Annotated in this window: 25 protein-coding genes; 16 read left to right on the forward strand and 9 right to left on the reverse strand. The window is 65.6% G+C overall.

Going from position 1 to position 23,892, the window contains the following annotated elements; all coding sequences use genetic code 11:
* Positions 1-22 precede the first annotated feature (22 nt).
* Complete coding sequence (locus tag M3P36_RS01095) at positions 23-1,264, forward strand: FAD-dependent monooxygenase (RefSeq protein WP_249698511.1); 1,242 nt, start codon at positions 23-25, stop codon at positions 1,262-1,264.
* On the opposite strand, the gene M3P36_RS01100 is transcribed toward M3P36_RS01095, so the two are convergent.
* The 3 genes from M3P36_RS01100 to hemC form a co-directional block, all read right to left on the reverse strand.
* Positions 1,261-2,187, reverse strand: a complete 927-nt coding sequence (locus M3P36_RS01100; RefSeq protein WP_249698515.1) for a hypothetical protein — start codon at positions 2,185-2,187, stop codon at positions 1,261-1,263. The two genes, M3P36_RS01095 and M3P36_RS01100, sit on opposite strands and share 4 nt — an antisense overlap.
* A 30-nt stretch (positions 2,188-2,217) precedes the next feature.
* A complete protein-coding gene (locus M3P36_RS01105) occupies positions 2,218-2,802 on the reverse strand; it encodes a uroporphyrinogen-III synthase (protein ID WP_249698529.1) in 585 nt (194 codons plus the stop codon).
* 89 nt (positions 2,803-2,891) lie between these two features.
* Complete coding sequence (gene hemC / locus M3P36_RS01110; protein ID WP_249698540.1) at positions 2,892-3,836, reverse strand: hydroxymethylbilane synthase; 945 nt, start codon at positions 3,834-3,836, stop codon at positions 2,892-2,894.
* Between the two features lie 50 nt (positions 3,837-3,886).
* On the opposite strand from hemC, the gene tsaD reads away from it, so the two are divergent.
* The 6 genes from tsaD (at position 3,887) to M3P36_RS01140 (ending at position 10,162) form a co-directional block, all read left to right on the forward strand.
* On the forward strand, positions 3,887-4,924 hold the full coding sequence (gene tsaD, locus M3P36_RS01115) for a tRNA (adenosine(37)-N6)-threonylcarbamoyltransferase complex transferase subunit TsaD (RefSeq protein WP_249698551.1): 1,038 nt from the start codon (positions 3,887-3,889) through the stop codon (positions 4,922-4,924).
* Positions 4,921-5,931: an NAD(P)H-dependent glycerol-3-phosphate dehydrogenase gene (locus tag M3P36_RS01120; protein WP_249698554.1), complete on the forward strand. Its 1,011-nt coding sequence runs from the start codon at positions 4,921-4,923 to the stop codon at positions 5,929-5,931. Before tsaD ends, M3P36_RS01120 begins: the two co-directional genes overlap by 4 nt.
* A 59-nt stretch (positions 5,932-5,990) precedes the next feature.
* Positions 5,991-7,439 carry a lipopolysaccharide biosynthesis protein gene (locus tag M3P36_RS01125; RefSeq protein ID WP_249699073.1) on the forward strand — a complete coding sequence of 483 codons (1,449 nt, stop codon included), beginning with the start codon at positions 5,991-5,993 and terminating at the stop codon, positions 7,437-7,439.
* Complete coding sequence (locus M3P36_RS01130; protein WP_249698555.1) at positions 7,439-8,185, forward strand: OmpA family protein; 747 nt, start codon at positions 7,439-7,441, stop codon at positions 8,183-8,185. Before M3P36_RS01125 ends, M3P36_RS01130 begins: the two co-directional genes overlap by 1 nt.
* 201 nt (positions 8,186-8,386) lie before the next feature.
* On the forward strand, positions 8,387-8,893 hold the full coding sequence (locus M3P36_RS01135) for a helix-hairpin-helix domain-containing protein (protein WP_249698558.1): 507 nt from the start codon (positions 8,387-8,389) through the stop codon (positions 8,891-8,893).
* A 93-nt stretch (positions 8,894-8,986) separates the two neighbouring features.
* The gene (locus M3P36_RS01140) at positions 8,987-10,162 is read left to right on the forward strand and encodes an acyl-CoA dehydrogenase (protein WP_249699074.1); all 1,176 of its coding nucleotides are present in this window, start codon (positions 8,987-8,989) and stop codon (positions 10,160-10,162) included.
* Here M3P36_RS01140 and M3P36_RS01145 read toward each other — a convergent pair.
* Positions 10,159-10,359, reverse strand: a complete 201-nt coding sequence (locus M3P36_RS01145; RefSeq protein WP_249698559.1) for a hypothetical protein — start codon at positions 10,357-10,359, stop codon at positions 10,159-10,161. The two genes, M3P36_RS01140 and M3P36_RS01145, sit on opposite strands and share 4 nt — an antisense overlap.
* A 189-nt stretch (positions 10,360-10,548) precedes the next feature.
* Here M3P36_RS01145 and M3P36_RS01150 point away from each other — a divergent pair, with 189 nt between their 5' ends.
* Positions 10,549-11,262 (forward strand): hypothetical protein, encoded by a 714-nt coding sequence (locus M3P36_RS01150; protein WP_249698562.1) that lies wholly within the window; start codon positions 10,549-10,551, stop codon positions 11,260-11,262.
* Positions 11,263-11,280: 18 nt separating this feature from the next.
* Here the strand turns inward: M3P36_RS01150 and M3P36_RS01155 are convergent, their stop codons facing one another.
* From M3P36_RS01155 to M3P36_RS01170, 4 genes are all read right to left on the reverse strand, one after another.
* Positions 11,281-12,237 (reverse strand): aldo/keto reductase, encoded by a 957-nt coding sequence (locus tag M3P36_RS01155; RefSeq protein WP_249698572.1) that lies wholly within the window; start codon positions 12,235-12,237, stop codon positions 11,281-11,283.
* Positions 12,238-12,245: 8 nt separating this feature from the next.
* Positions 12,246-13,145, reverse strand: a complete 900-nt coding sequence (locus tag M3P36_RS01160) for a prolyl oligopeptidase family serine peptidase (RefSeq protein ID WP_249698581.1) — start codon at positions 13,143-13,145, stop codon at positions 12,246-12,248.
* A 92-nt stretch (positions 13,146-13,237) separates the two neighbouring features.
* On the reverse strand, positions 13,238-15,358 hold the full coding sequence (locus M3P36_RS01165; RefSeq protein WP_249698584.1) for an acetate--CoA ligase family protein: 2,121 nt from the start codon (positions 15,356-15,358) through the stop codon (positions 13,238-13,240).
* Between the two features lie 158 nt (positions 15,359-15,516).
* On the reverse strand, positions 15,517-16,380 hold the full coding sequence (locus tag M3P36_RS01170) for a p-hydroxycinnamoyl CoA hydratase/lyase (protein ID WP_249698586.1): 864 nt from the start codon (positions 16,378-16,380) through the stop codon (positions 15,517-15,519).
* Positions 16,381-16,493: 113 nt separating this feature from the next.
* On the opposite strand from M3P36_RS01170, the gene M3P36_RS01175 reads away from it, so the two are divergent.
* The 8 genes from M3P36_RS01175 (at position 16,494) to M3P36_RS01210 (ending at position 23,330) form a co-directional block, all read left to right on the forward strand.
* Positions 16,494-16,904, forward strand: coding sequence for a MarR family winged helix-turn-helix transcriptional regulator (locus tag M3P36_RS01175; protein WP_249698596.1), 411 nt, complete (start codon positions 16,494-16,496; stop codon positions 16,902-16,904).
* 48 nt (positions 16,905-16,952) lie between these two features.
* The gene (acs, locus tag M3P36_RS01180) at positions 16,953-18,902 is read left to right on the forward strand and encodes an acetate--CoA ligase (RefSeq protein WP_249698610.1); all 1,950 of its coding nucleotides are present in this window, start codon (positions 16,953-16,955) and stop codon (positions 18,900-18,902) included.
* 4 nt (positions 18,903-18,906) lie between these two features.
* Positions 18,907-19,536, forward strand: a complete 630-nt coding sequence (locus M3P36_RS01185; RefSeq protein WP_249698612.1) for a glutathione S-transferase family protein — start codon at positions 18,907-18,909, stop codon at positions 19,534-19,536.
* 94 nt (positions 19,537-19,630) lie between these two features.
* Positions 19,631-20,686 carry a DUF8021 domain-containing protein gene (locus M3P36_RS01190; protein ID WP_249698615.1) on the forward strand — a complete coding sequence of 352 codons (1,056 nt, stop codon included), beginning with the start codon at positions 19,631-19,633 and terminating at the stop codon, positions 20,684-20,686.
* A gap of 15 nt (positions 20,687-20,701) precedes the next feature.
* The gene (locus M3P36_RS01195; protein ID WP_249698617.1) at positions 20,702-21,604 is read left to right on the forward strand and encodes a DUF8021 domain-containing protein; all 903 of its coding nucleotides are present in this window, start codon (positions 20,702-20,704) and stop codon (positions 21,602-21,604) included.
* A gap of 48 nt (positions 21,605-21,652) precedes the next feature.
* On the forward strand, positions 21,653-22,042 hold the full coding sequence (locus M3P36_RS01200) for a PilZ domain-containing protein (protein WP_249698619.1): 390 nt from the start codon (positions 21,653-21,655) through the stop codon (positions 22,040-22,042).
* 41 nt (positions 22,043-22,083) lie between these two features.
* On the forward strand, positions 22,084-22,488 hold the full coding sequence (ligA, locus tag M3P36_RS01205; RefSeq protein WP_249698629.1) for a protocatechuate 4,5-dioxygenase subunit alpha: 405 nt from the start codon (positions 22,084-22,086) through the stop codon (positions 22,486-22,488).
* Positions 22,488-23,330, forward strand: a complete 843-nt coding sequence (locus M3P36_RS01210; protein ID WP_249698632.1) for a class III extradiol dioxygenase subunit beta — start codon at positions 22,488-22,490, stop codon at positions 23,328-23,330. Before ligA ends, M3P36_RS01210 begins: the two co-directional genes overlap by 1 nt.
* Here M3P36_RS01210 and M3P36_RS01215 read toward each other — a convergent pair.
* Positions 23,327-23,872: a cytochrome b gene (locus M3P36_RS01215; protein WP_249698634.1), complete on the reverse strand. Its 546-nt coding sequence runs from the start codon at positions 23,870-23,872 to the stop codon at positions 23,327-23,329. The genes M3P36_RS01210 and M3P36_RS01215 overlap by 4 nt on opposite strands.
* Positions 23,873-23,892 lie beyond the last annotated feature (20 nt).

The raw sequence follows: 23,892 nt of genomic DNA on the forward strand, positions 1-23,892 counted from the left end.
GGTCAGGAGACTTGCGCGCGCCATGGCGCACGATCTAGGGGTGATCGCCATGAGCGACAAGCGCGATCTCCTGATCCTCGGTGGCGGCCTCGTGGGCATGACACTGGCCCTCGCCGCCGCCCGCAGCGGCCTTTCCAGCCATGTCGTGGATCGTGCCGATCCGGCCGAACTGACGGCCGAAGGGTTCGACGGGCGCGCCAGCGCGATCTCCACGGCAAGCTGGAACCTGTTCACCAACATCGGCCTGGCAGACGCGCTGGAGCCGTTCGGCTGCCCTATCGCATCCATCGCCGTGACCGACGGGATGAAGCCTGGCCGCCTCGATTTCCGCCCCGAACCGCATGAAGGCTCGCTGGGCCGCATGTTCCCCAACCGCCAGCTGCGCTTGGCCCTGTTCGAAGCCGCCAAGGCCGAACCGCTGATCGCCTGGCACCCGATGGCCGACATAGTCGAACGCCACCGCGGCGAGCATGGCGTTTCCGCCACGCTCGCCGATGGAACGGTGCTGGAAGCAGGCCTGATGGTAGGCGCGGAAGGGCGCATGTCTCCCACCCGCGAGGAAGCGGGCATCACCATGGCGCAGTGGGACTATTCGCACCGCGCGCTGATAACCGGGCTCAGCCACAGCAAGCCGCACGGCAACACCGCGTGGGAAATCTTCTACCCCGCCGGTCCCTTTGCCCTGCTCCCGCTGCTGGATGACGACCAGGGCCGCCACCGCAGCGCACTGGTGTGGACCGTGGCCGAGAAAGATGCCGCCGGCGTGCTGGCCATGCCGCGCACCATGTTCGCTGCCGAGGTGGCCGAACGGATGCACGGTGTGCTGGGCGATATCACGGTAGAAGGCCCGGTCAGTTCCTATCCCCTCAAGTTCCAACACACGGTCAAGCTGACCGGCCAGCGGCTGGCGCTGGTAGGCGATGCGGCGCACGGCATGCACCCGATCGCGGGGCAAGGGTTGAACCTGGGCCTACGCGATGTGGGATCGCTGGTCGAAGTGCTGGTTGAAGGCGCGCGGCTGGGGCTGGATGTCGCCGATCCGCAAATGCTCAAGCGCTATGAAGACTGGCGTGCACTCGATTCGCTGATGGTCATGGGCGCCACCGACAGCCTGACGCGGCTGTTCGGCATTCCCGGCCGACTGCCCAGCGCGATCCGCCGCTTCGGCATGGGGCTGGTGCAGCGCACGCCGCCTCTGAAGCGCTGGTTCATGGACGAGGCCCGCGGCGTGACCGGAGACCTGCCCGAATTGCTTAAAGGCTAGTTGGTCAGGCCGGGCTGTTCGACCCGCCGGCCATCACCATCGCGCAAGTCGCGCGGTTCCAGCACAGCGGCGGTTTCCAGCACTTCGAGCGCGCGTTGGGCTGCGGCATAGCGTTCCGCCTTGTCCAGCCAGTCCTGCGCCAGTGCGGCATTGGGCATGGCCCGCACTTCGGCTATCGCCCGCTCGATCTGGCCGCTCTCAAGATGGATCCTCGCCCGTTCAAGACGCCGTTCGGAGATGGGTGACGGTGTGTCGGCGGTGCGGATCGAGAACAGCTGCGACAGTTCATGGCCGATTCTCCGCATCAGCCCTTCATCCTTCGGCACTTCGACCAGGTCGCTGCCCATGCCATCGAGCTGCACCAGCAGTTCGTTCAGAGTGACCCCGTCCTGGGACGAATCAATTACCGTCTGCACCGCATTGGGGCGGGCGTCGCCGAACCGCAGGCGCAGCTGGTCTTCCAGAAAGCCCAGCGGCTGCCCGCGTTCGAGCGATCGGCGCGCGGCAAAAGCGATCAGCATGCCCTCTGCCCGCGCGGCATTGCCGGCGGCGGCCTGCGATTGCAGATCGAGCCGGGTCAGTCGCTGTTCCATCGCGGCAACGCGCTGGTCGATGCCGCCCGCCTGAACCTCGACCTGCTCGACCCGCTGCGCTGTCTGCCGCACTTCGGCGGCGCTGGGTTCGACCGGCGAAACCAATGGACCGAACCGGCTGCTAGCAGCCAGCGGCTCGGTCGCCAGGGGTGCATTTTCACTGCGGACAGACACCACGTCGGGAATGCCCCAGCCTTCGGTGCGTGCAAGGTAGAGCATCGCCGCCGCACCCAGGGCAAAGGCGCCCAGCACCACGAGTGCGAGCGTGCCCAGCCCCGGACCCCTTCGCCCAGTCGTGCTGTCGGGAAATGTCTGTGCGTCATCCGTCATGCGTTGTGCGGCCCTTTGTGCCAAGCGACCTTAATGGCACATGTCGGCGGCCAAGGCCAAGAGCGCTGCATCGCTCGGCGAGGAGGCCCAGCGGACCTCGCCCCAGCCATCCCCCGCAGCTTCGGCGATGCGCGGTCCGAGGGCAGCGAGGCGAACCTGCGAAAGGTCAATGCCCAGCCGCCCGCATTCGGCGCGCAGGTGTTCCGCCGCCCCTGCCGAATGCAGCAGCACCAGCGCGCCACCGCCCAGCAGCACGGCCATTTGGGCGGGCATCGGCAGATCCTCGATGGCATAGACCACATGGGTGACGACCGTGACACCCTGTGGCGGCTCGACCTCGACCTGTCGTGATCCGGCGAGGCGCAGCAGGGTCAGTGGCCGACTGTCGATGGCGTCAACCACCTGCTGCAAACCGCCCGCCCCGATGGCCTGCACCCTGAACCCGGCTTCCTGCGCCATCCGGCCGGTTGCCCGGCCCACGGCATAGACCGGCTTTTCACGGTACTTCTGCAATTCCGGCCCGCCCAGCGCGATTGCCCGCCCGCTGCCGAGCAACAGGGCATCGACCGTAGAAGGGCCGGGACCGCTCCAGTCACACGGCACTGCATGCGACATTGGAAAGCTGGTGATGGCAAGGTTTCGCAAGGCCCCGTGCTTAACCGTATCCTCGCCGCCAGCTTGTGGCCGGATCGAAATTACCGCACTCAATGGCCGCTACCGAACAGGTTGCGGATGGCTGGACTGGAGCGGGCCAGCAGGTCCTGCGCCAGTTGCGCCGGGCCGTTGCTATCGCCAGGGGCAAAGCGCGTTTCGCCCGCGACACGCTCGGCCCCGTCGGGACTGAACAGCGCGGCGCGCATCAGGAGGTCGTCGCCCACAGGGTCGCAGGACACCGCAATGGCCGAATGGCAGCCACCGCCCAGCGCCGCCAGCAAGGCGCGCTCGGCCATCACTTCGGCGCGGCTCGGCGCATGATCGACGGCGGCCATCAACTGGCGCACGCGGCTGTCTGCGGTCCGGCATTCCAGCGCGATGGCACCCTGGGCGGGTGCCGGCAGCCAGTCGGCTGGATCGAGCGCATGGCCGACGCCCTGCTGGCCCAGCCGCTCAAGGCCAGCCGCCGCCAGGAATGTCGCATCGGCCTCGCCCGCTGCCAGCTTGGCGAGTCGGGTGGCGACATTGCCGCGGAAGAACACCACCTTGCAGTCCGGCCGCTGGTGCAGCGCCTGGGCCGCACGGCGCGGCGCGCTGGTGCCGATTACCGCGCCCTGCGGCAAGGCGGCCAGGCTGGCGGCACCGATCAACCGGTCCCGCTTGTCGGCGCGCGGCAGGATGGCGGCCAGCGTGAATTCGTCGGGCCGGACCGTCTCCACGTCCTTCAGCGAATGGACCGAGGCATCGATAAGCCCATCGGCCAGCCACTGGTCCAGTTCCTTGGTCCACAGAGCCTTGCCGCCAATCTCGGCCAGCGGGCGATCCTGCACCTTGTCGCCGCTGGCGGTAACGGGGTGCAGTTCGACCGCCTGCTCATCCCAGCCGTGCGCCGCACACAGGCGGGCGCGCGTTTCGTGGGCCTGCGCCATGGCGAGCGGCGAGGCGCGGGTTCCCAGCTTCAGTTTAACAGGGTCGGTCATATCGTGGTCGGTCATAAGCGTGGCGCTTGCCCTAGATAACATTTCGGTTCAGTGGAAGCCGCAGGATGGTGCTTGTACTCGGCATAGAAAGCTCTTGCGACGAGACCGCAGCTGCGCTCGTGGACGGCGACGGGCACATCCTTGCCCAGTCCATAGCCAGCCAGGAAGAGGCCCACGCCCCCTATGGCGGCGTCGTACCCGAGATCGCTGCCCGCGCGCATGCGGAGCGGCTGGTCCCCCTCATTGAACAGGTACTGAAACGGGCCGACAAGGGCCTGCACGACTGTGACGCGATTGCCGCCACGGCCGGACCGGGGCTGATCGGCGGGGTCATGGTCGGCCTCGTCACGGCCAAGGCGCTGGCCATGGCAAGCGACCTGCCGCTGCTGGCGATCAACCATCTGGAAGGCCACGCGCTCAGCCCGCGACTGGCCGATCCGGGCCTTGAGTTTCCCTATGCCCTGCTGCTGGTATCGGGCGGGCACTGCCAGATCCTGCGGGTTGATGGGCCGGGCCGCTATCGGCGCCTTGCCACCACCATCGACGATGCCCTGGGCGAAGCCTTCGACAAAACCGCCAAGATACTCGGCCTCGGCTATCCCGGCGGCCCGGCGGTGGAGCGGCTGGCGCTGCAGGGTAATCCGCGCGCCGTGCCCTTGCCCCGTCCGCTGGTCGGCAGCGGCGAAGTGCAGTTCTCCTTCGCCGGGCTCAAGAGCGCCGTGTTGCGGGCAGTTGAAAGCGGCCAGCATCGGCCGGAAGACATCGCCGCCAGTTTTCAGCAGGCAGCGGTCGATTGCATTGTCGATCGCACCCGCATTGCCCTTGCCGTGATGGGCGAGGTGACGGCACTGGTCGTGGCAGGCGGCGTGGCCGCCAATGCGGTGATCCGGGCTGCGCTCGAACGGCTGGCAGGCGATCATGACCTCGCTTTCAGCGCTCCGCCGATAGCGCTGTGCACCGACAATGCCGCGATGATCGCCTGGGCCGGGATCGAACGGCTGCGCTGCGGCTTTTCGGCCGACCCCCTCGACGTGTCTGCCCGCCCCCGCTGGCCGCTCGATCCATCGGCCGAAACAGTGCGCGGCGCAGGAGTGAAAGCATGACTGGTCGCAAGATCGGCGTGGTGGGCGCAGGCGCCTGGGGCACGGCGCTGGCGCAGATGCTTGCCGCCGACGGCACCGATGTACTGCTGTGGGCGCTGGAGGACGGGCTGGCGGACGCGATCAACCGCGACCACCGGAACGACCTGTTCCTGCCCTCTGCGGCCCTCGCCCCCACAATCCACGCCACTGGCGACCTCGCCGACATGGCGCAGTGCGAAGTGCTGCTGCTCGTCACCCCGGCGCAACATCTCGGATCGATCCTCTCGCGCCTGCCAGCCTATCCGCAGGACCTGGTGCTTTGCGCCAAGGGTATCGAGGCCGGGACCGGGCGGATGATGAACGAAGTGGCGCAACTCTGTGCACCCGGCAGCGACATTGCCGTGCTGTCCGGCCCGACCTTCGCGCATGAAGTCGCCGCCGGTCTCCCAACCGCCGTGACGCTGGCCTGCGGCGGCGGGCAGGCGCAATGGGAGCGGCTGGCGCCTGCAATCGCCCGCCCCACATTCCGGCCCTATTTCTCCGATGACCTGGTCGGCGCCGAAGTCGGCGGATCGGTCAAGAACGTGCTCGCCATCGCTTGTGGTGTGGTCGAAGGCCTGAAGCTGGGCCAGAATGCCCGCGCGGCGCTTATCAGTCGCGGCTATGCCGAGATGTTGCGCTTCGGCGAGGCGCTCGGCGCGAAGGCAGCAACGTTGGCGGGGCTGTGCGGCCTGGGCGACCTGGTGCTGACCTGTTCGTCCACTTCCAGCCGCAATTTCAGCCTTGGCCTAGCGTTGGGCGAAGGCCAAAGCGCAGCCGCGTTGATGCAGGACCGCCGCACTGTGGCCGAAGGCGCGCACACTGCGCCGGTGCTGCGCGACCTTGCCGCAAGGCACGGTGTGGCCATGCCAATTGTCGAGGCCGTCTGCGCGCTGCTGGGCGGTGCGGGCGCAGCCGAAGTGGCACAGGACATGCTGACCCGACCGCTCAAGTCGGAAACCTCACAGCCCGAGAGTTCCGGCACTTGAACGAGGCAGCGCAGTCCCGTGACATCGCCGCCCTGGCAAGGGGCGGGCGCACCAATTTCATGGGCTTCGTCCTGCGCCTGCTGGCGCGCTTGCCGTTCCTGTTCATCGCGGGGCGCCTCTATGGCCCGGAAGCGGTGGGCCGCTTTGCATCGGCCCTGGTGGTGGTCGAACTGCTCGCCCTGCTATGTTCGATCGGCGAGAAGCGCGGGCTGGCCCAGCGCCTGAGCGACAGTGACGACAACCCGGCCAGCCTGATTGCGGACGGCATGGTGGTAGCGCTCGTCCTTTCAGTCATTGCAGCAGCCCTGCTCTATATGTTCCCCGCGCCGCTCTTCCCGTCAGGCATCTACAACGATCTCGACCGGTGGATCGTGCTGGCCATTCCCGGCTATGCGCTGACCGAGATCGTGCTGGCGGCCCAGGCCTATCGCTTCGACATCGCCACGGCCGTTCGCGCCCGCGCGGTGGTGGAACCGTGGACGATCTCGATCCTGGCTGGCGCGTTCTTCTTTGTCGAACCGATCCAGGAATCGGGCATGGCGATGGCCTATCTGGTGTCGATCTATGCCGGGCTGGCCACCGCTCTGTGGACCTACCTGCGCTGCTATGGCCGACCGCAGAACTGGCGGCCTCACCCGATGCGGATTGCCCGCATGACCTTCCGGGCCCTGCCGCTGGCGGTAGCCGATGCCATCGAATGGGGCACGCGCCGCCTCGACATTTTCATCCTCGGCATTTTTGCCGGCCCTGTTGCCGTAGGCATCTATTTCATGGCGCAGCAGATCGCCAGCCTGCCGCAAAAGCTCAAGACCAGTTTCGAGCCGATCCTGGGGCCGGTCATCACCGCCCGGCTCAAGGAGCGGGACTATGCCGCGATTGCCCGACAGGTGTGCCAGGTGGGCTTCTGGATCGTGGCGGCGCAACTCGGCATCGCCCTGGCACTGGGCATACCGGGCGAGGCGCTGCTCGGCCTGTTCGGAGCGGGCGGGGCCTTTGTTCCGGGTACGGGGGCGCTGGTGTTCCTGCTTGCGGCAGAGGTTGTCGCTGCCACGGCTGTAGTCTCCGAAGCGGCGCTGATCTATGTCGCTAGGCTGCGCAACCTGTGGGTGTCGGTGGGCACCATCGTGTTCCAGGCAATCGTAACCGTAGGGGTGATGTTGGCGATCGAGCGTATGCAGATCGAAAGCGAAATACAGGAGGACTATATCCAGGCAGCGGCGGCAGCGGGATCGCTGATGCTGGCGCTGGCCGCTGCCTCTCTGGTCAAGGCAGTCATGCTCAGCCGGATCCTGGGACACCCGATCAACAACTGGCGCTGGGCGCTGGTCTGGGCCACCGCGGCGGTCGTTGTGATCGGCCAGGTGGTGATCCTGCTACCCGAATGGATCGAACTGGCCTTCGGCGTACCGCTGCTGTTGGGAGTATATGGCTGGATCATCTGGACCAAGGGCTTCGGCCCTGAGGACCGCGTGCTGTTCCGCCGCCAGATCAAGGAGGACGAAGCATAATGTTCCGGCCCACATCGCGCCTCTCGCTTGCTCTTGGCGCGATTGCAGTCAGTGCTCTGTCGATCGTCGGTGCGAACGTCACCGGTCCGGCGCTGGCCGAAGACCTGGCCCAAAAGGCCGCCGCAAAAATCGCCGAAACCGGCGGGGCCGGGCATGTGGTGGCCCAGTTCGATACTGCCAACGGCTTCGCCAGCCGCCATCCGGTGCTGGTGGGGGGAGAAGGCCTGAACGACAGCACCCGCGCCCGCGTCGCCCGCGCAGTCGGCGCTATATCCGGCGTGGGCGGGGTCCGCTGGGCAGAATCCGGCCTGCTGGCCGCAGGCGAGATGCCGATCGTCAATCCGCTCCATTGCCAGGACGATGTCAACGGCCTGCTGCGCGCGCGGACAATCCGCTTCGAAGGCGGTTCGGCCCGCATCGATGCCGCCAGCAATTCGCTGGTGGACGAGGTCGCCGCCGCGCTGCGCCCGTGCCTTGGCTCTATCATCGCGATCACCGGACATACCGACAACTCGGGAAGCGCCGTCGGGAACCTCGCCCTGTCGCGCGAACGGGCCGCAGCCGTGGAGGCGGCGCTGGTTGCACGCGGCATCCCTTCTGACGGCCTGCGTGCTCGCGGTGTGGGATCGCAGTTTCCGGTCGAAGGCCTGGAGCCGGGCGATCCGGCCAACCGGCGGATCGAATTCGCCGTGATCGCGACCGAACCGGTCCTGCCCACCCCGGTCGATACCCCCGGTCCGCGCTAGCTGGCGGTCACCCGCAGTCACCGGCGGTTGCCAGCTTGGGGGCAGCGCCGTTAGAAGGCTGCGCTTTGAACAAGGATTCCCATGCCCATCTGGCTCGAACTGCTGGTCCTGCTGCTGGTCGCCTATGCGATCGGAATCGGGATCGGCTGGGCGATCTGGGGTAGGGAATAGCAGGCAACCATCGCAATTTTGGGGGTTTTCGTGGCTGAACTGGTACAAGCTAACTGGATGCTGCTGGTCATTGCGCTGGTGATCGGCATGGCGGTGGCATGGTGGATTTTCGCCGCCAACCGCACCACCCGCGTGGCGAAGGAGCAAAGCGCCGAGGCCGATGCCCTGGCCCTGCGCAACCAGGCGCTGATCGACGCGCCGCCTGCTGCGGCCGCTACGCCGAAAACAGCTGCGCCTGAACCTGCGCCAGCTCCGGCTCCGCCGCTCGCTCCGGCCGCGCCGCCGGTTGCTGCCAGCGGGGCGGACGACCTGACGCTCATCAAGGGCCTCGGCCCCAAGCTCAAGGCGCAACTGGCCGTCATGGGCGTCACCACCTTTGCCCAGATCGCCGCCTGGGACGATGCCGAAATCGACCGCGTCGATGCCCAGATGGGCCGCTTCCAGGGCCGCATCCGGCGCGATGACTGGGTGGCACAGGCCAAGTTGCTGGCAGCGGGCGACAGCGCCGGATTCGCCCGCCAGTTCGGCAATCGCTGAGGCAGCATTTGGGCCGCATTTGCTTTGCGCGGCTTAGTCGCTAAAGGCGGTTTCAAAGGAGACTTGTTCCATGGCCACTCACCAATGACCCGGATGGTGCCTTTCGACTGGGCCGATCCGCTCAACCTCGATGACCAGCTGACCGACGAGGAGCGCATGATCCGCGAGGCCGCACACGGCTTTGCGCAAGACGTGCTGCAACCCCGCGTGATCGAGGATTTCGCCCGTGAGGCTGATGCCCGCGAACTGTTTCCGCAGATGGGGCAGGCAGGGATGCTGGGCGTGACGATCCCTGAGGAATACGGCGGATCCGGCGCCAGCTACGTTGCCTATGGCCTTGTGGCGCGCGAGATCGAGCGGGTTGATTCGGGCTATCGCTCGATGGCCTCGGTCCAGTCGAGCCTCGTGATGTATCCGATCCATGCCTATGGCACGGACGAACAGAAGCGCAAATACCTGCCCGGCCTGGCCAGCGGCGAACTGATCGGCTGCTTCGGCCTGACCGAACCCGATGCAGGATCGGACCCCGCCGGAATGCGCACCGTGGCTAAGGCGGACGGCGACGGTTACCGCCTGTCGGGCGCCAAGACGTGGATTTCCAACTCGCCCTTCGCCGATGTCTTCGTGGTCTGGGCCAAGTCCGAAGCCCACGGCGGCAAGATTCGCGGTTTCGTGCTGGAAAAGGGCATGGCGGGCCTCGAAGCCCCCAAGATCGCGGGCAAGCTGAGCCTGCGTGCCAGCACCACCGGCATGATCATGATGGACGACGTGCGCCTGCCCGCCGATGCGCTGCTGCCCGGTGTCGAAGGCATGAAAGGCCCGTTCGGCTGCCTCAACCGCGCACGCTACGGCATTTCATGGGGAGCACTGGGCGCAGCGGAATTCTGCCTTGCCGCCGCCCGCTCCTATGGCCTTGAACGCAAGCAGTTCGGCCGCCCGCTGGCTGCCACGCAACTGTTCCAGAAGAAGCTGGCCGACATGGTGACCGAAATCTCGCTGGGCCTGCAAGGCAGCCTGCGGATCGGACGCCTGATGGATGAAGGCCGGTTCGCGCCGGAAATGGTCTCGATCGTCAAGCGCAACAACGTCGGCAAGGCGCTGGACGTGGCACGGATGGCGCGCGACATGCACGGCGGCAACGGCATTTCCGAGGAATATCAGGTGATGCGCCACATGGTGAACCTGGAAACGGTCAACACCTATGAAGGCACGCACGATGTCCACGCGCTGATCCTGGGACGGGCAATCACCGGGATTGCAGCCTTCTAGCGCGCAGACTCCGCCGCCATCACCTGCAATTCTCGCGCGGCATTGTTGAGTGCCGTGCGGGCCACGGCATTGCGGGCAGGCCAGTCACCCACGACGGAGGCCAGTTCGGCAAACAGCGCCCATTCCTCGGTTGACAGGTCGTCGCCCAAGGCATGGGCGCGCCGGACCCAGTCGGCTTGTGAAGTTACTCCCGCCATCGTGCCTGTCTGCGCGGCCTGTGTTACAGTTTCGGGACTCTTCAACCGAAGCTTGCAACGCGGGCCAAGCGGGCCGATGGCGTGCCAGATTGCCCCCAAGCAGGTCCAGCCGCCATCCAACCGCCAGTACCGCCCGTCCTATCCCGTTACCAGGAGCTGCGCGAACGGCTGGGGCCGCGCGCGGGCGGAGTGGCGGCGGCAATCGTACTCGAAGCCTTGCTGCTATTGGCCCTGCTTTCGCTCGGCCACGGCGGCACCATTGCCGAGCCTGACCAGCCCCGCCTCACCAGCATCGACTTTACCGATCCGCCCCCGCCCGACGAGCCCCCTCCTGCCCCGGCCGAGACCCCGTCGAGCATAGTCCCCACGGTCGAGCCGCCCGCCCCCGCGCCGCCGGTCCCGCCCGCCGAGACCCCGCCACCCGGAGCGCAGCAACCGGCGCCGCGAACCGCGATCATCCCGCTGACGCGCGAGGAGATGCAGGGCGCCGATATCTCAAACCTTCCCCGCCGCCGCCCCGATGCGCCCAGCGGCCCGGCCTATGGCCCCGCCGCTCCCGGCCCGTCTGCCGGGGACAGCCAGGTGGTCGGCACCGCGCCCGATGGATCCGCGCTCTTCGCCGCGCGCTGGTACACCGAACCGACCGACCAGGAGATGGCCGGTTATCTCTCAACCGCGACCTTTGGCTCGGCCACCATATCCTGCCGCACCGCGCCGGGCTGGCGGGTGGAGGACTGTGTGGGGGTGAGCGAGCATCCGGCAGGATCGAACATGCTGCGCGCCGTGCTCGCCATGGCCTGGCAGTTTCGCGTCCGTCCGCCCCGGCGCGGCAACCAGTCGCTGGTGGGAGGCTGGGTACGCATCCGCATCGACTACAACGATGGCCGGCGTTCAATCCGCTAGCGGCCGTCTGCCGGGAACCTACTCTCCGCTGGCCGATACGGCCCGGCCGAACACCTGCTCCAGCCGTTCCAGCACATCGGCAGGCAGCGGCGGGGCGAGGATCGAAGCGATGTTCTCTTCCAGATGCGCGGCGCTGCCGGTGCCGGTCAGGACCACGTGCGCGCCGCGCTCATGGCGGCAGAAGCGATAGGCGGCCTCGATCTGGCTCCGGATCGCCGGATCGGCACTGACGAAGTCGAACGGGTCGGCGGGGTTGATCGCCCCTCCATCGACCTCGCCGCACGCCACCAGTTCGGCCACGGCCTCGGCCGCATTGGCCGCGGAATTGAGCCCGCGCCGCACCGCGAACATGATCAGCGTGCCGATATCCAGCGCCATGGTCTGCGGGAACACCAGCTGCCGCGCGCTCTGGTTCAACATGTTGAAACCCACCATCACCACGTCAAACAGCCCGGTCGGAACCGCTGCCTGCAACATGGCGTGCTGCGTGTCGAAACGGAAAACCTCGGTAATTCCGATGAAGCGGATCTTGCCCGCCTGCTGCTGGCGGTGCATCTCGGGTACCAGCACATCGCAGGCATAATCGAGCTGGTCCGCGCTCACTCCGTGGAGGTGGAACAGGTCCACATGGTCGGTCCCCAGCCGCTTGAGGCTGGCATCGAGATTGGCGGTGAATTCGGCAGGCGTCAGCAATTCAGTCAGCTTCTCCGAACCGCCCCGCCCCACCCAACTTTTCGTCGAAAGGAACAGGCGGCTGCGATCGTGCCCCCTGATCCCCAACCCTACGGCTTCCTCGGTGCCATAGGACATGGCCGTATCGATGAAAGTCACGCCAAGTTCGATGGCATGGGCCACGATGCGAGAGGCCTCTGCCGCCGAAGCCCCGCGCGCCATGCCCAGCCGTGAATGACCGCCACAGCCCAGCCCCACGGCGGAAACCCGCGCCCCGGTGCGACCCAGGATTACGTCGTCCATTGCGCCGCTCAGTTCGATGGAGGCGGCGGCCCACCAGGGCGGAAGGCGGGCGGCGGTGGCGGGGTGCGCTGGTTCTCGGCAAAGAAGCGGAAGATATCGGGCATGGATGCACCGATGATCGTACCATGGTCGTGGCCGGGCATTTCGAGGTATTCATGCTTCATGCCCATGCGGTCGAGCGTAGCGGCCCAGGTGCGCACGCTGTCGGGCGGGACCACATTGTCATCCGCGCCTTCGGTGATCATCACCGGAACGCCGGCATCCTTCATCGGTGCCAGCACCTGTTCCTGCGTCGGCTGCATCATCAAAGCGGCAGGGGCGATGGCGGCCACGGCGGCCCAGCGTTCGGCGTGACGCTGGCCAAGGAACAGCGTGCCCGCCCCACCCATCGAATGGCCCATCAGGTACTGGCGATTGGGATCGATAGTGAATTCGCTGGTGGCGATGGCGGTCACCGTCATCACGTCCAGCTCGCTCAATTCGGCAAGGTTTGCGGGATCTGGGCCGCCGGGGCCGAAGGCGATCACCGGCGAGCCATACCAGCCCACTTCGTTGAAGCCCATCGGGCCGACGACGACATAGCCACCCTCTTCGGCCAGATCGATCAGCCGATCGCGCACGATGAAATTGGCGTCCCCGCCCATCCCGTGCAGCGCCACGATTAATGGCGCGGGCACGGCCGGATCGACCTTGCTCGACACGAAGATCGTATAGCGCATCTGCTGCCCGGTGGGCGCGAAGGTATAGGAGCGTTCCTCGGCCCGCGGATCGACCGGCATGGTCATGGCCATGCGCGGCGGACCGTTGGCACCGGGCGGCGGACCGTTCTGCCCGGAAACGGCCAGCGGCACGCCGCCGGCCAGTGCAATCACGGCAACGAGGGCGCCAAAGCGCTGCAACATCTTCATGGATCAATCCCCTCCCCGGCCCATTCATGGCTCGTCAGGCGCGCAGCCTAACCCCGGAGAGGCGGATTGCTAGGTCATGAATTGTAACAGGGCTATTCCACCAGCATCAGCGCATCGAGCGCGACCACGCCCTCTCCCTCGGCATGGATGATCACCGGGTTCAAGTCGATCTCGCGGATGCGCGGGTTGCCGGCCATCACGCGGCCCATCTGCACGATGAGGTCGGCCAGCGCGCCAACATCCAGCGCGGGCGCGCCGCGCCAGCCCTTGAGGATCGCCGCCTGCTTGAGGCCCAGCAGGCCCGCCACGACCTGGTCCTTGCCCATGTCGGGGGTGAACAGCTTCACGTCCTTGAGGATTTCGGCCGTCACGCCGCCAAAGCCTGCCAGCACCACCGGACCCCATTCGGGATCGGACTTGGCGCCCACGATCATCTCGGTGCCCATGCGACCCATCTTTTCCACCAGCACGCCATCAAGCGCGATGGAGGCGTCATAGGCGGCGACATTGGTGTACATCTTGTCGAAGGCGGCGCGCACGTCGTCTGCGGTCTTGAGATTGAGCAGAACCGCGCCCGCATCGCTCTTGTGGCCCAGCGCCGGAGCCTGGCCCTTCATCACTACCGGATAGCCGATGGCTTCGGCAGCAGCCACGGCATCATCGGCGCTGGCGGCAAACTTGCTCTGCGGGAAGCTGATGCCCAACGGGGCGAGCAGTTCCTTGGCCTTGTATTCGGGCACGACGCCGCTGACCGCATCGAGGCCTGCCACTTCGAGCGGCGGGAGCGACTTGTCGCTGAGGTCACGCTTTGACAGGTCCGCCAGCCGCGCAATGGCGCGATAGGCGCGTTCGGTGCTGGGGAACCACGGAATGCCGACCTTGCGCAGGCCTTCGATATATTCCGGCGGTACGCGAGCGCCCTCGTCCACCCCGGCGAAGACCAGCGGCTTGGCGAAGGTGCCGTCTTCCAGCACCTTGATGATGGCGGGAAACTTGATCTTGCTGGTGATCGGATCGCTCTGGATGATCGAGGCGACCACCGACCCGATGCGGTCATCCTCCAGCAGCACGGTCAACAGGTTGGTGTAGATGACGGGTTCCGACAGGCCGATCGCGGTGATGTCGGTCGGGTTCGAGACCGGCACGAAATCGGGCAGGATCGCGCGGATCTTGGGCGAATTGTCATCGTCCAGGTGAATGAGGTCGAGGCCGATATCCTCGGCAATATCGAAGGCCAGGCCGCGCAACGCGCCACTTTCGCCCAGAACCGCCATATTGGCACCCGGCAGCGACTTGCAGCGGAGCGCGATCTCGGTGATGTCGGCCAGTTCCTCCAGCGTTTCGGCAAAGATCACGCCTTCGCGTGCCAGCTTGGTCTTCATCAGGGCATAGTCGCCCGCCATGGCGCCGGTATGGGTGGCGGCGCTGGCCTGGGCCTTGTCGCTGCGGCCGGGGTGCAGCATCACGACCGGCTTGCCCGCTTCGCGCGCCCGGCGGGCGGCGGCGATGAAGGCCTTCGGTCGACGCAGGCTTTCAACATAGAGCGCGATGACATGGGTGGCGGGATCATCGATCAGCCATTCAACATAGTCCTCCACGCCCGAACCCGCCTCGTTGCCGGTCGAAACCGAAGTCGAGACAAAGAGGCCGCGCGGGTGCAGGGCGGTGGCCAGCACGGCAGCCAGAGCGCCGGACTGGCTGGCAATGCCCACGGCGCGGTCATCCTGCCCCGGCACCTGCATGTTCGTTTCCACGAACGACAGCGGCACGCGATCAACATAGTTGGTGCAGCCGAGGCAGTTCGGCCCTTCGATCACCATCCCGTGTTCTTCGGCAATGCGCGCCAGTTCCAGCTGGTCGCGCATGCCTTCCTCGCCCGCTTCGGAGAAGCCGGCCGAATAAATCACCACCGCGCCGCAGCCGCGCTCGGCCAGTCCGCGCACGGTATCGAGCACGAAGGGCCGCGGGATCGCCAGCACGGCGCAATCGATGCCCTGCGGCAGCTCGGACACGTCCTTGCAGACCTTCAGGCCCAGCAGCTCGTCCCGCTTGGGATTGACCGGATAGACGTCGCCGGAAAACTCGTATTGCACGAGGTTGTTGAGCAGCGTGGCCCCCAGCGCGCCATGCCGGTCCGAAGCCCCGATCACCGCCACCGACTTGGGGCGCAGCAGGCGGTCGATCTGTTCATTGGTGAAGCGGCGGGTGGTCATTGTCGGGCTCTTTCTCGCTGGCATTTTTCGCTCGTCGGCGGAGATCGTTTACCGCCCTCAACACATGTCGTCACCCCGGACTTGATCCGGGGTCCAGCTTGCGGCGAGGCTGAAGCTGGACCCAGGGACAAGCCCGGGGTGACAAGACTGGTGCTGGATCAGTCCTTCTTCAGCTTGGTCTTGTCGAAGGTGCCGAGACCCGGCTTGAAAGTCTTGTCATCGAGGAACTGCTTGGTGGCTTCCTTGCGGCTTTCGAGGCCACCGAACTGGTTCAGTGCTTCCTGCGCGCGGATCAGATAGTCCTCGGCGTTGTCATAGGTCATTTCCATGACGCGGCGCATGGCCCACTTGGTGGCGCGGACGGCCTGGCTGTCCTTCTTCTTCAGCACGTCGGCCACTTCCTGCACGCGGGCCTTCAGCTTGTCGGCGGGCAGTGATTCGTTGACCATGCCCTTTTCGGCGGCCTGCTTGCCGGTCAGGTTCTCGCCCATCATCGCGTGGTACATGGCATCGCGGAAACCCATCAGGTTGGCCGCGACCTTGGATGCGCCGCCGCCCGGCAGGATCGCCCAGTTGATTTCCGACAAGCCGAACTGCGCATCGTCGGCGCAGAACGCCAGGTCACAGGCGAACAGCGGGCCATAGGCGCCGCCAAAGCACCAGCCATTGATCATCGCCACGGTGGGCTTTTCATACCAGCGCAGGCGTTCCCACCACGAATAGGCTTCACGCTGGTGCTGGCGGACCTTGTGCAGGCCTTCCTGTTCGGCGTGGCGGAAGTATTCCAGCAGGTCCATGCCGGCCGACCAGGCAGCGCCTTCGCCGGTGAGGACGAGCACCTGCACGTCGTCACGGAATTCCAGTTCCTCCAGCACGATCAGCATCTGCCGGTTGAGGTTCGGGCTCATGCAGTTGCGCTTGTCGGGACGGTTGAAATAGACCCAGGCCACGCCATCGACGATGTCGTACTTGACGGTTTCGGACTGCGGACGGGGATCGGGCTGCGAGGGGCCTTTGGCCATGGGTTCTCTCCTGAAATGCGAACGGAAGCGATTCGTCCCGGTCGCGCCAATATTGTTATCGGCGATAGCGATATGGATTGCTATGATCAACAACAATCGCTAGCCTGCCCATTATGCGCGATCCGTTGCCCTCCTACCCCGGCTATTCGCTGCGTCGTGCCGCCAACGCGACGGCGGCGGACCTGTCGGCGCGGCTGGGTGCAATAGGCATGAAGCAGGTCGATGCCTCGATACTGCTGCTGCTGGCCGACAACCCCGAAGTCACCGCCAGCGCGCTGGGCCGCCAGCTCGATATCCAGCGCGCCAACATGGTGCCCCTGCTGAAACGGCTGGAGGATGCCGGGCTGATTGCTCGCACCCCGATCGACGGCAAATCCCAAGGCCTGGCCCTGACCGAAGAGGGGCGCGAAACCATGACAAAGGCCCGGGTGATCATCGACCGGTTCGAGAGCGAACTGCTCGCCCGCGTACCCGCCGAACATCGCGACCACCTGCTGCCCGCGCTGGATGCCCTCTGGCGTTAGGCGCGCGGATTTCCTAGGTCGGGCGCACAGAGGACTTGGGAGCCGGCAATGCACGTACACGAAGCGCACCAGGTATCGGCCGAATGGGCCGCAGGGGCGAAGATCAACGCGGCACGCTATGCGCAGATGTACCGCCAGTCGGTGGAGGATCCCGATGGCTTCTGGGGCAAGGAGATGCAGCGGCTCGACTGGATGCAGGTGCCGACGCAGATCAAGGACACCAGTTTTGCCGCAGACGATTTCCGCATCCGCTGGTTTGCCGACGGCACTCTGAACCTCGCCGCCAACTGCCTTGACCGCCACCTGGAGGAGAGCGGCGATACCGTGGCGATCCTGTGGGAGCCGGACCATCCCGATACCCCCGCCCGCCAGCTGACCTACCGTGAACTCTACGAAGCAACATGCAAGTTCGCGAACTTGCTCAAGAAACACGGCGTAGAGCGCGGCGACCGGGTGACCATCTACCTGCCGATGGTGCCAGAGGCGGCCGTCGCCATGCTCGCTTGTGCGCGGATCGGCGCTGTCCATTCGATCGTGTTCGCCGGGTTCAGCCCTGATGCCCTGGCCGGCCGGATCGAAGACTGCGCCAGCACTGTGGTTATCACCGCCGATGAAGGCCTGCGCGGCGGCAAGAAGGTTCCTCTGAAGGCCAATGTCGATGCCGCCTGCGACAAGGCGCGGGTCGATACGGTCATCATGCTGCGCCACACCGGCGCCGATGTGCCGATGAAGCCGGGCCGCGATGTGGACTGGGCCGAGGCGGTTGCCACCATGCCCGCCGAATGCACGCCGGAGGAAATGGGCGCGGAAGATCCGCTGTTCATCCTCTATACCAGCGGCTCCACCGGCAAGCCCAAGGGCGTGCTCCACACCACGGGCGGCTATGCGGTGTGGGCGGGCATGACCCACGAATATACCTTCGATTACAGCCCCGGCCAGATCTACTGGTGCGCAGCCGACATCGGCTGGGTCACAGGCCATTCCTATGTCGTTTACGGCCCGCTGCTCAACGGCGGGACCACGCTGATGTTTGAAGGCGTACCGAACTTCCCCGATTACAGCCGCTTCTGGCAGGTGGTGGACAAGTACAAGGTGGAGATCTTCTACGCCGCCCCCACGGCCCTGCGCGCGCTGATGCGCGAAGGCGATGACTGGGTGGCAAAAACCAGCCGCAAGTCCTTGCGTCTGCTTGGTTCTGTGGGCGAACCGATCAATCCCGAGGCGTGGGAATGGTATTACAATGTGGTCGGCGATGGGCGTTGCCCGATTGTCGATACCTGGTGGCAGACCGAGACCGGCGGGCACATGATCACCCCGCTCCCCGGCGCCCATGCGCTCAAGCCCGGCAGCGCCACGTTCCCGATGTTCGGGGTGAAGCCCGCGCTGGTCGATCCGGCCGATGGCCACGTGGTGGAAGGTGCCACCGAAGGCGCGCTGGTGCTGACCGATAGCTGGCCCGGCCAGATGCGCACCGTCTATGGCGATCATGACCGCTTCATCCAGACCTATTTCACCCAGTACCCCGGCAAGTACTTCACCGGCGATGGCTGCCGCCGCGACGAGGATGGCTACTACTGGATAACCGGACGCATCGATGACGTGATCAACGTGTCCGGCCACCGCATGGGCACGGCGGAGGTGGAAAGCGCGCTGGTCGAACATCCGCTGGTGGCCGAAGCCGCCGTTGTCGGTATGCCGCACGACATCAAGGGCCAGGGCATCTATGCCTATGTCACCACGATGGACGGGGTGGAGGACAGCGACGAGTTGCGCGCCGAGCTTATCCAGTGGGTGCGAAAGGAAATCGGCCCCATCGCCACGCCCGACGTGGTGCAGTTCGCCCCCAACCTGCCCAAGACCCGCAGCGGAAAGATCATGCGCCGCATCCTGCGCAAGATCGCCGAGAACGATACGGGCAATCTGGGCGACATCTCCACGCTGGCCGACCCATCGGTGGTGGACGACCTGCTGAAGAACAGCCCGCACGCAAAGGGGTGATACGATGATCACGATCTACCATGTCCCCCATTCTCGCAGCCAGCGGATCGTCTGGCTGATGGAAGAAATGGAAGAGCCCTACCGGCTGGAAACCTTCGGCATTCCGGTGCCTGAAGACTTTCTCAAAGTGAACCCGCTCGGTTCAGTGCCGACCATCACCGATGACGATGCCGAAGCGCCGATCACCATGTTCGAAAGCATCGCCATCCTGCTCTACATCACCGGCAGGCGGCTGGTGGCGGGGAACGAAAGGGCCATCGCGCTGGCAGTGGGACCGCGCCCTTCGGCTGCGCATTATGCCGAACACCTGCAATTCCTGCATTTCGGAGAGGCGGACCTGGCCACGCCCATCGGCACAATCTTCCGCACCCGCGTGTTCACCAAAGAGCAGAGCAACAACACGATTGCCGATCAGCTCGGCCAGTTGGAAAAGCGCCTCACCTTCCTCGACAATCACCTGTCGGACGGGCGCGAATGGGTGACGGGCGAACGCTTTACCATCGCCGATATCTCCATCGGCTACGCCTTCCTGCTCGCCAGCTTCACCCGCTGCGAAATTGCCCTGCCGGACCATGTTGCCGCCTACTGGCAGCGCCTGCAGGCGCGCCCGGCCTACAAGCGCGCAAGCACCTGACGGCGCCTGGGCGACACATTCCATTACAATTATTCCACTGGCATCTGCCTCCCACGCATGATCTATTCCCTCCCAGGGAAAAAGGGAGGGACCGATGATCCGACAGCTTCGTCTGGCGAGTACGCTCGCCATTATCGCCGCCACAGCAGGACTGGCCGCTCCGGCCTCGGCACAGGTCGCCGGTGTTCCGCTGGAGATGGAGCCCAACACCTGCGACCGCGCCTGTCTTGAGAACTTTGTCGAGCGCTATCTCCAGGCGATGAGCGACGGCACGGTGTCGGACGACCTGTTTGCCCGCTCTGTCCGCTTCACCGAGAACGGTGTGGAACTGCCGCTAGGCAACGAAGGGCTGTGGGCCACAACCGTTTCGCCCGAAGGCTACCGGCTGGTCGTGCCCGACGTCACCACCGGCCAGGTTACCGCGCTGGTTACAGTGCAGGAGCAGGCCAATTCGTCGGCCACCGGCCCGCAGCGGCCCGCGGAACACGTGGGCCTGTCGCTGCGCTTGCGGATCGACCGCGAGGGCAAGATTACCGAGGTGGAGCAAATTGCCGCCCGTCCCGATCGTCCACTCGGTGCCGCCACCGGACCCTCAACCGACCCCTTCCCGGCTACCGGCGCGGCGGTCCACGCCATCGGCTCGCCATGGCCCGGTTACCTGCAGGCCGTGCCCGAGGCCGAGCGCCACACCCGCGCCGAACTGGTGGAAGTGGCCAACGCCTATTTCGAAGCGGTCGAACGCAACACCGGCAACGACTATTATCCCTTTACCGAGGACTGCCTGCGGCTGGAAAACGGCATGATCGCCGCCGCATCCGATGCGGAGCGCGCCGCCCTGCCCGACCGGCCTGCTTTCGGCACTGTGCAGACCTGCAAGGGCCAGTTCGAGACCAGCCTGATCGGCACCGTCACCTCTGTGCGCGACAGGCGTGTGCTGGCGGTGGATGAAGAACGCGGCATCGTTTTCGCCTCGGCCTTCTTCGACCATCGGCCGATCAACTGGTCCTGGCACCTGGGCGAGCTGTTCAAGGTGGAAGGCGGCATGATCACCCGCATCGAGGCCATTTTCATCCGCAACACCTATGGCATGTGCTCCGGCTGGAGCACCTATGCCCAATGCCGCAGCGAAGAAGTGCAGGACGTGCGCTGAGCGCAAGAGGAGGACATGGCCACGATCCGCAAGCTGATCGCCACTGCCACCGCGCTTGCCGCGCTGGCTACCGCCGCACCCGCCCTCGCCCAGAACGGCCCGCCAGCCAGCCAGTTCGCGCCCCGGGTCGATCGCCCCACCTGCACGCGAGACGAGCTGAAGGCGCTGACTGCAGCCTATGTCGAAGGGCAGCGCAGCGGCAGCCTTGCCGCCCTGCCGCTGGCCAGCAACGCGCACTACCTGGAAAACATGGAAACGGTCGATGCCGCTGCGGGCCTGTGGAACACCGCCCTGCCGGTGGCCAATGCCCTCAGCTTCCATGACGACCTGCGCTGCAAGACCTTTACCGAGATCGTGGTGACCGAAGGCGGCACGCCCTACATCATCGGCACCCGCCTCTACGCCCACGAAGGCCGGGTGATCCGGGTAGATTCCATCGTGACCAAGACCGGCGACTGGCTGTTCAATGCCAATGCCTTCCTGCGCTATACCCAGGCAGAGGACTGGTCCATTCTCCACCCCTACCAGCGCACCAGCCCGGCCGAGATGATCCGCGGGGCCAATGCCTATCTCGATGGCTTTGCCGACAAGTTCACCGATATCCCGTGGGGCGTACCCTGCGCGCGGCTGGAAGGCGGCGCCTATACCAACCGCGATGGCCGCGCCGATGCGAGCTGCGAGGTCGGCATGCCGCCGGGCGTGCTCTACATCACCAACCGCGATTACCTGATCGACGAGGAAATGGGCACGATCAACGTGTTCTGCCGCTTCGGCGGATCGACCGGCGGGGCGGATTCGCACACCTTCCGCTATATCGACGGCAAGTTCCGCCTGATCCACACGCTGACAGCCATTCCCGGCCCGCAAGCGAATGACGAAGGGGGCATGGTGCCAGGGGCGATCGATCCCAATGCCTAGGTAACCTTCCATAAGGCCGGAGTCGCACGACTGTAGCCAAGTGGCGGCATGGTGCAGGCCATGAACATGGTCGGCAAAATCGGCGGGATGATCGGGCGCAGGCGCAACAGCCGCCTGCGGCTCGGCGTTCCGGCGCAACTGATCACGCTGCACGGCCAGTTTACCGCCAGCCTTGCCGACCTGTCGCAATCGGGCGCGCACCTGCGCGCCAGGGGCGAGTTGATCCGCGGCGAGGAGCTGGTGGTAACCTGGCTCGGCTTTGAAGCCTTCGGCACCATCGTATGGACCGCCAATGGCGAGGCCGGGCTGGAGTTCGACGAGCCACTGGCCGAAACGATCCTGCTGCATACCCGCCAGCAGGTGGACCAGGGCATCGCCCCCAGCGCCGAACAGGCGGCCTTTGATGGCGCGCGCAGCTGGTACATGAGCTACCGTTAGGCCCCTACCGCTAAGCTTGGCCCTCTGCTAGGGGCACAAGAATGCCACGCGCCCGTCTCTATTCGCTGGAAGAGCTGGAAGACATTCCAGGCACCCACGTTTTCACCGCCCGCCGCAGCCGGCAGGGCTATCACCTGCACAAGTTCTGCATGAGCCTGATGAAGGCCGAGAACCGCGAGGCCTTCCGCGCCGATGAGCGCGCCTATCTCGACCAGTACAAGATGACCGAGGAGCAGAAGGAAGCCGTGCTGGCACGCGACCTGACGCGGCTGATCGAGCTGGGCGGCAACATGTATTTCCTCGTCAAGATCGCCAGCACCGACGGCTGGAGCGCGCAGAAGGCGGTCAGCTCCATGTCGGGCATGAGCGCCGAGGAATATGCCGCGATGATGCGCGATGGCGGTCGCTCGCCCGAAGGCCTGCGTTCAAAGCGGGAGCAGAACTGATGGCACGCATTACGGCGGGCATCGCCACCAGCCACGTCCCCGCCATCGGCGCGGCAATCGACAACGGCCGCACCCAGGATGAATACTGGAAGCCGGTGTTCGAGGGCTACGAATTCGTCAAGGAATGGATCAAGGACAACACGCCCGACGTGGTGATCCTGGTCTATAACGACCACGCGAGCGCGCTGATGCTCGACATCGTGCCCACCTTCGCGGTCGGATTTGCCGAGGAATTTCTCCCCGCCGACGAAGGCTGGGGCCGCCGCCCGGTACCCACCGTTTACAACCATTCCGACCTTGCGGCCCATGTGGCGGAGCAATTGGTGATCGACGAATTCGACATCACTATCATCAACGAGATGGACGTGGACCACGGCCTCACCGTGCCGCTGTCACTGGTGTTCGGCCAGCCCGACGAATGGCCGTGCAAGGTCATCCCGCTGGCCGTCAACGTTACCCAGTTCCCCACCCCCAGCGGCGAGCGCTGCTGGAAGCTGGGCGAGGCGATCCGCAATGCGGTGAAGACCTTTCCCGAGGATCTCAACGTGCAGGTCTGGGGCACCGGCGGGATGAGCCACCAGTTGCAGGGCACCCGCGCCGGCCTGATCAATGCCGAATTCGACCAGCGCTTCATCGACCTTCTGGCTCACGAGCCGGAAGAACTCGTCCCGATGACCCGGCTGGAATACCTGCGCGAGGCAGGCACCGAGGGGATCGAGCTGATCATGTGGCTGATCATGCGCGCCGCGCTGGGCTATGGCGTGGAGGAAAAACACCGCTTCTACAAAGTGCCCGCCAGCAACACTGCCGTCGGTCACGTGGTGTACGAAGCGCGCAGCTAGATACCGCGCAAGGACATCCGCGCCATCAGGCCGTCCTTCAGCACATGGTGGTGGAACAGCGATGCCGCTGCGTGCAGGCCGATCAGCCAGTAACCGATCGTCCCGCCCAGCCCGTGCAGTTCTTTGACGCGGCCCGCGATCAGCTCGTCCTGCGGGGCGATGGCGGGCAGGTTCAGGCCCCAGAAGGGAATTGTATCACCCTCGGCGCTCAACATCACCCATCCGGCCAGCGGCATGACGATCATCAGCACATAGAGCGCCAGATGCACCGCCTTGGCGGAAAGGCTGCGCCACGCGGGCTCTGCCAACTTGGCCGGGGCGGCAGTGGCAAGGCGGACGACAATACGCAGCCAAACCAGCACGAAAACCGACAGGCCGAGCGTAAAATGCCAGGCCTTCATCGCCTCGCGCGGGTCACTGCCGCGCGGATAGAATTCGCGCAGTTCGATCATTGCAAAAACGCCGACGATCAGAGCGAACATCAGCCAGTGGAGCGAAATTGAAAGCGTGCTGTAACGAGAGGAAGCGGTCCGGGAAGCCATCAGCGCGGTCCTTTCCGCTT

Origin of the sequence: Altererythrobacter sp. KTW20L, from assembly GCF_023501975.1 — a bacterium.
GTDB lineage: Bacteria > Pseudomonadota > Alphaproteobacteria > Sphingomonadales > Sphingomonadaceae > Alteraurantiacibacter.

What these genes read in the sequence shown, in the direction of transcription:
- M3P36_RS01095 (WP_249698511.1), top strand. Translation starts at nt 23, where the DNA reads ATGGCGCACGATCTAGGGGTGATCGCCATGAGCGACAAGCGCGATCTC.
- M3P36_RS01100 (WP_249698515.1), bottom strand. Translation starts at nt 2,187, where the DNA reads ATGACGGATGACGCACAGACATTTCCCGACAGCACGACTGGGCGAAGG.
- M3P36_RS01105 (WP_249698529.1), bottom strand. Translation starts at nt 2,802, where the DNA reads ATGTCGCATGCAGTGCCGTGTGACTGGAGCGGTCCCGGCCCTTCTACG.
- hemC (WP_249698540.1), bottom strand. Translation starts at nt 3,836, where the DNA reads ATGACCGACCACGATATGACCGACCCTGTTAAACTGAAGCTGGGAACC.
- tsaD (WP_249698551.1), top strand. Translation starts at nt 3,887, where the DNA reads ATGGTGCTTGTACTCGGCATAGAAAGCTCTTGCGACGAGACCGCAGCT.
- M3P36_RS01120 (WP_249698554.1), top strand. Translation starts at nt 4,921, where the DNA reads ATGACTGGTCGCAAGATCGGCGTGGTGGGCGCAGGCGCCTGGGGCACG.
- M3P36_RS01125 (WP_249699073.1), top strand. Translation starts at nt 5,991, where the DNA reads ATGGGCTTCGTCCTGCGCCTGCTGGCGCGCTTGCCGTTCCTGTTCATC.
- M3P36_RS01130 (WP_249698555.1), top strand. Translation starts at nt 7,439, where the DNA reads ATGTTCCGGCCCACATCGCGCCTCTCGCTTGCTCTTGGCGCGATTGCA.
- M3P36_RS01140 (WP_249699074.1), top strand. Translation starts at nt 8,987, where the DNA reads ATGGTGCCTTTCGACTGGGCCGATCCGCTCAACCTCGATGACCAGCTG.
- M3P36_RS01145 (WP_249698559.1), bottom strand. Translation starts at nt 10,359, where the DNA reads ATGGCGGGAGTAACTTCACAAGCCGACTGGGTCCGGCGCGCCCATGCC.
- M3P36_RS01155 (WP_249698572.1), bottom strand. Translation starts at nt 12,237, where the DNA reads ATGGACGACGTAATCCTGGGTCGCACCGGGGCGCGGGTTTCCGCCGTG.
- M3P36_RS01160 (WP_249698581.1), bottom strand. Translation starts at nt 13,145, where the DNA reads ATGAAGATGTTGCAGCGCTTTGGCGCCCTCGTTGCCGTGATTGCACTG.
- M3P36_RS01165 (WP_249698584.1), bottom strand. Translation starts at nt 15,358, where the DNA reads ATGACCACCCGCCGCTTCACCAATGAACAGATCGACCGCCTGCTGCGC.
- M3P36_RS01170 (WP_249698586.1), bottom strand. Translation starts at nt 16,380, where the DNA reads ATGGCCAAAGGCCCCTCGCAGCCCGATCCCCGTCCGCAGTCCGAAACC.
- M3P36_RS01175 (WP_249698596.1), top strand. Translation starts at nt 16,494, where the DNA reads ATGCGCGATCCGTTGCCCTCCTACCCCGGCTATTCGCTGCGTCGTGCC.
- acs (WP_249698610.1), top strand. Translation starts at nt 16,953, where the DNA reads ATGCACGTACACGAAGCGCACCAGGTATCGGCCGAATGGGCCGCAGGG.
- M3P36_RS01185 (WP_249698612.1), top strand. Translation starts at nt 18,907, where the DNA reads ATGATCACGATCTACCATGTCCCCCATTCTCGCAGCCAGCGGATCGTC.
- M3P36_RS01190 (WP_249698615.1), top strand. Translation starts at nt 19,631, where the DNA reads ATGATCCGACAGCTTCGTCTGGCGAGTACGCTCGCCATTATCGCCGCC.
- M3P36_RS01195 (WP_249698617.1), top strand. Translation starts at nt 20,702, where the DNA reads ATGGCCACGATCCGCAAGCTGATCGCCACTGCCACCGCGCTTGCCGCG.
- M3P36_RS01200 (WP_249698619.1), top strand. Translation starts at nt 21,653, where the DNA reads ATGGTGCAGGCCATGAACATGGTCGGCAAAATCGGCGGGATGATCGGG.
- ligA (WP_249698629.1), top strand. Translation starts at nt 22,084, where the DNA reads ATGCCACGCGCCCGTCTCTATTCGCTGGAAGAGCTGGAAGACATTCCA.
- M3P36_RS01210 (WP_249698632.1), top strand. Translation starts at nt 22,488, where the DNA reads ATGGCACGCATTACGGCGGGCATCGCCACCAGCCACGTCCCCGCCATC.
- M3P36_RS01215 (WP_249698634.1), bottom strand. Translation starts at nt 23,872, where the DNA reads ATGGCTTCCCGGACCGCTTCCTCTCGTTACAGCACGCTTTCAATTTCG.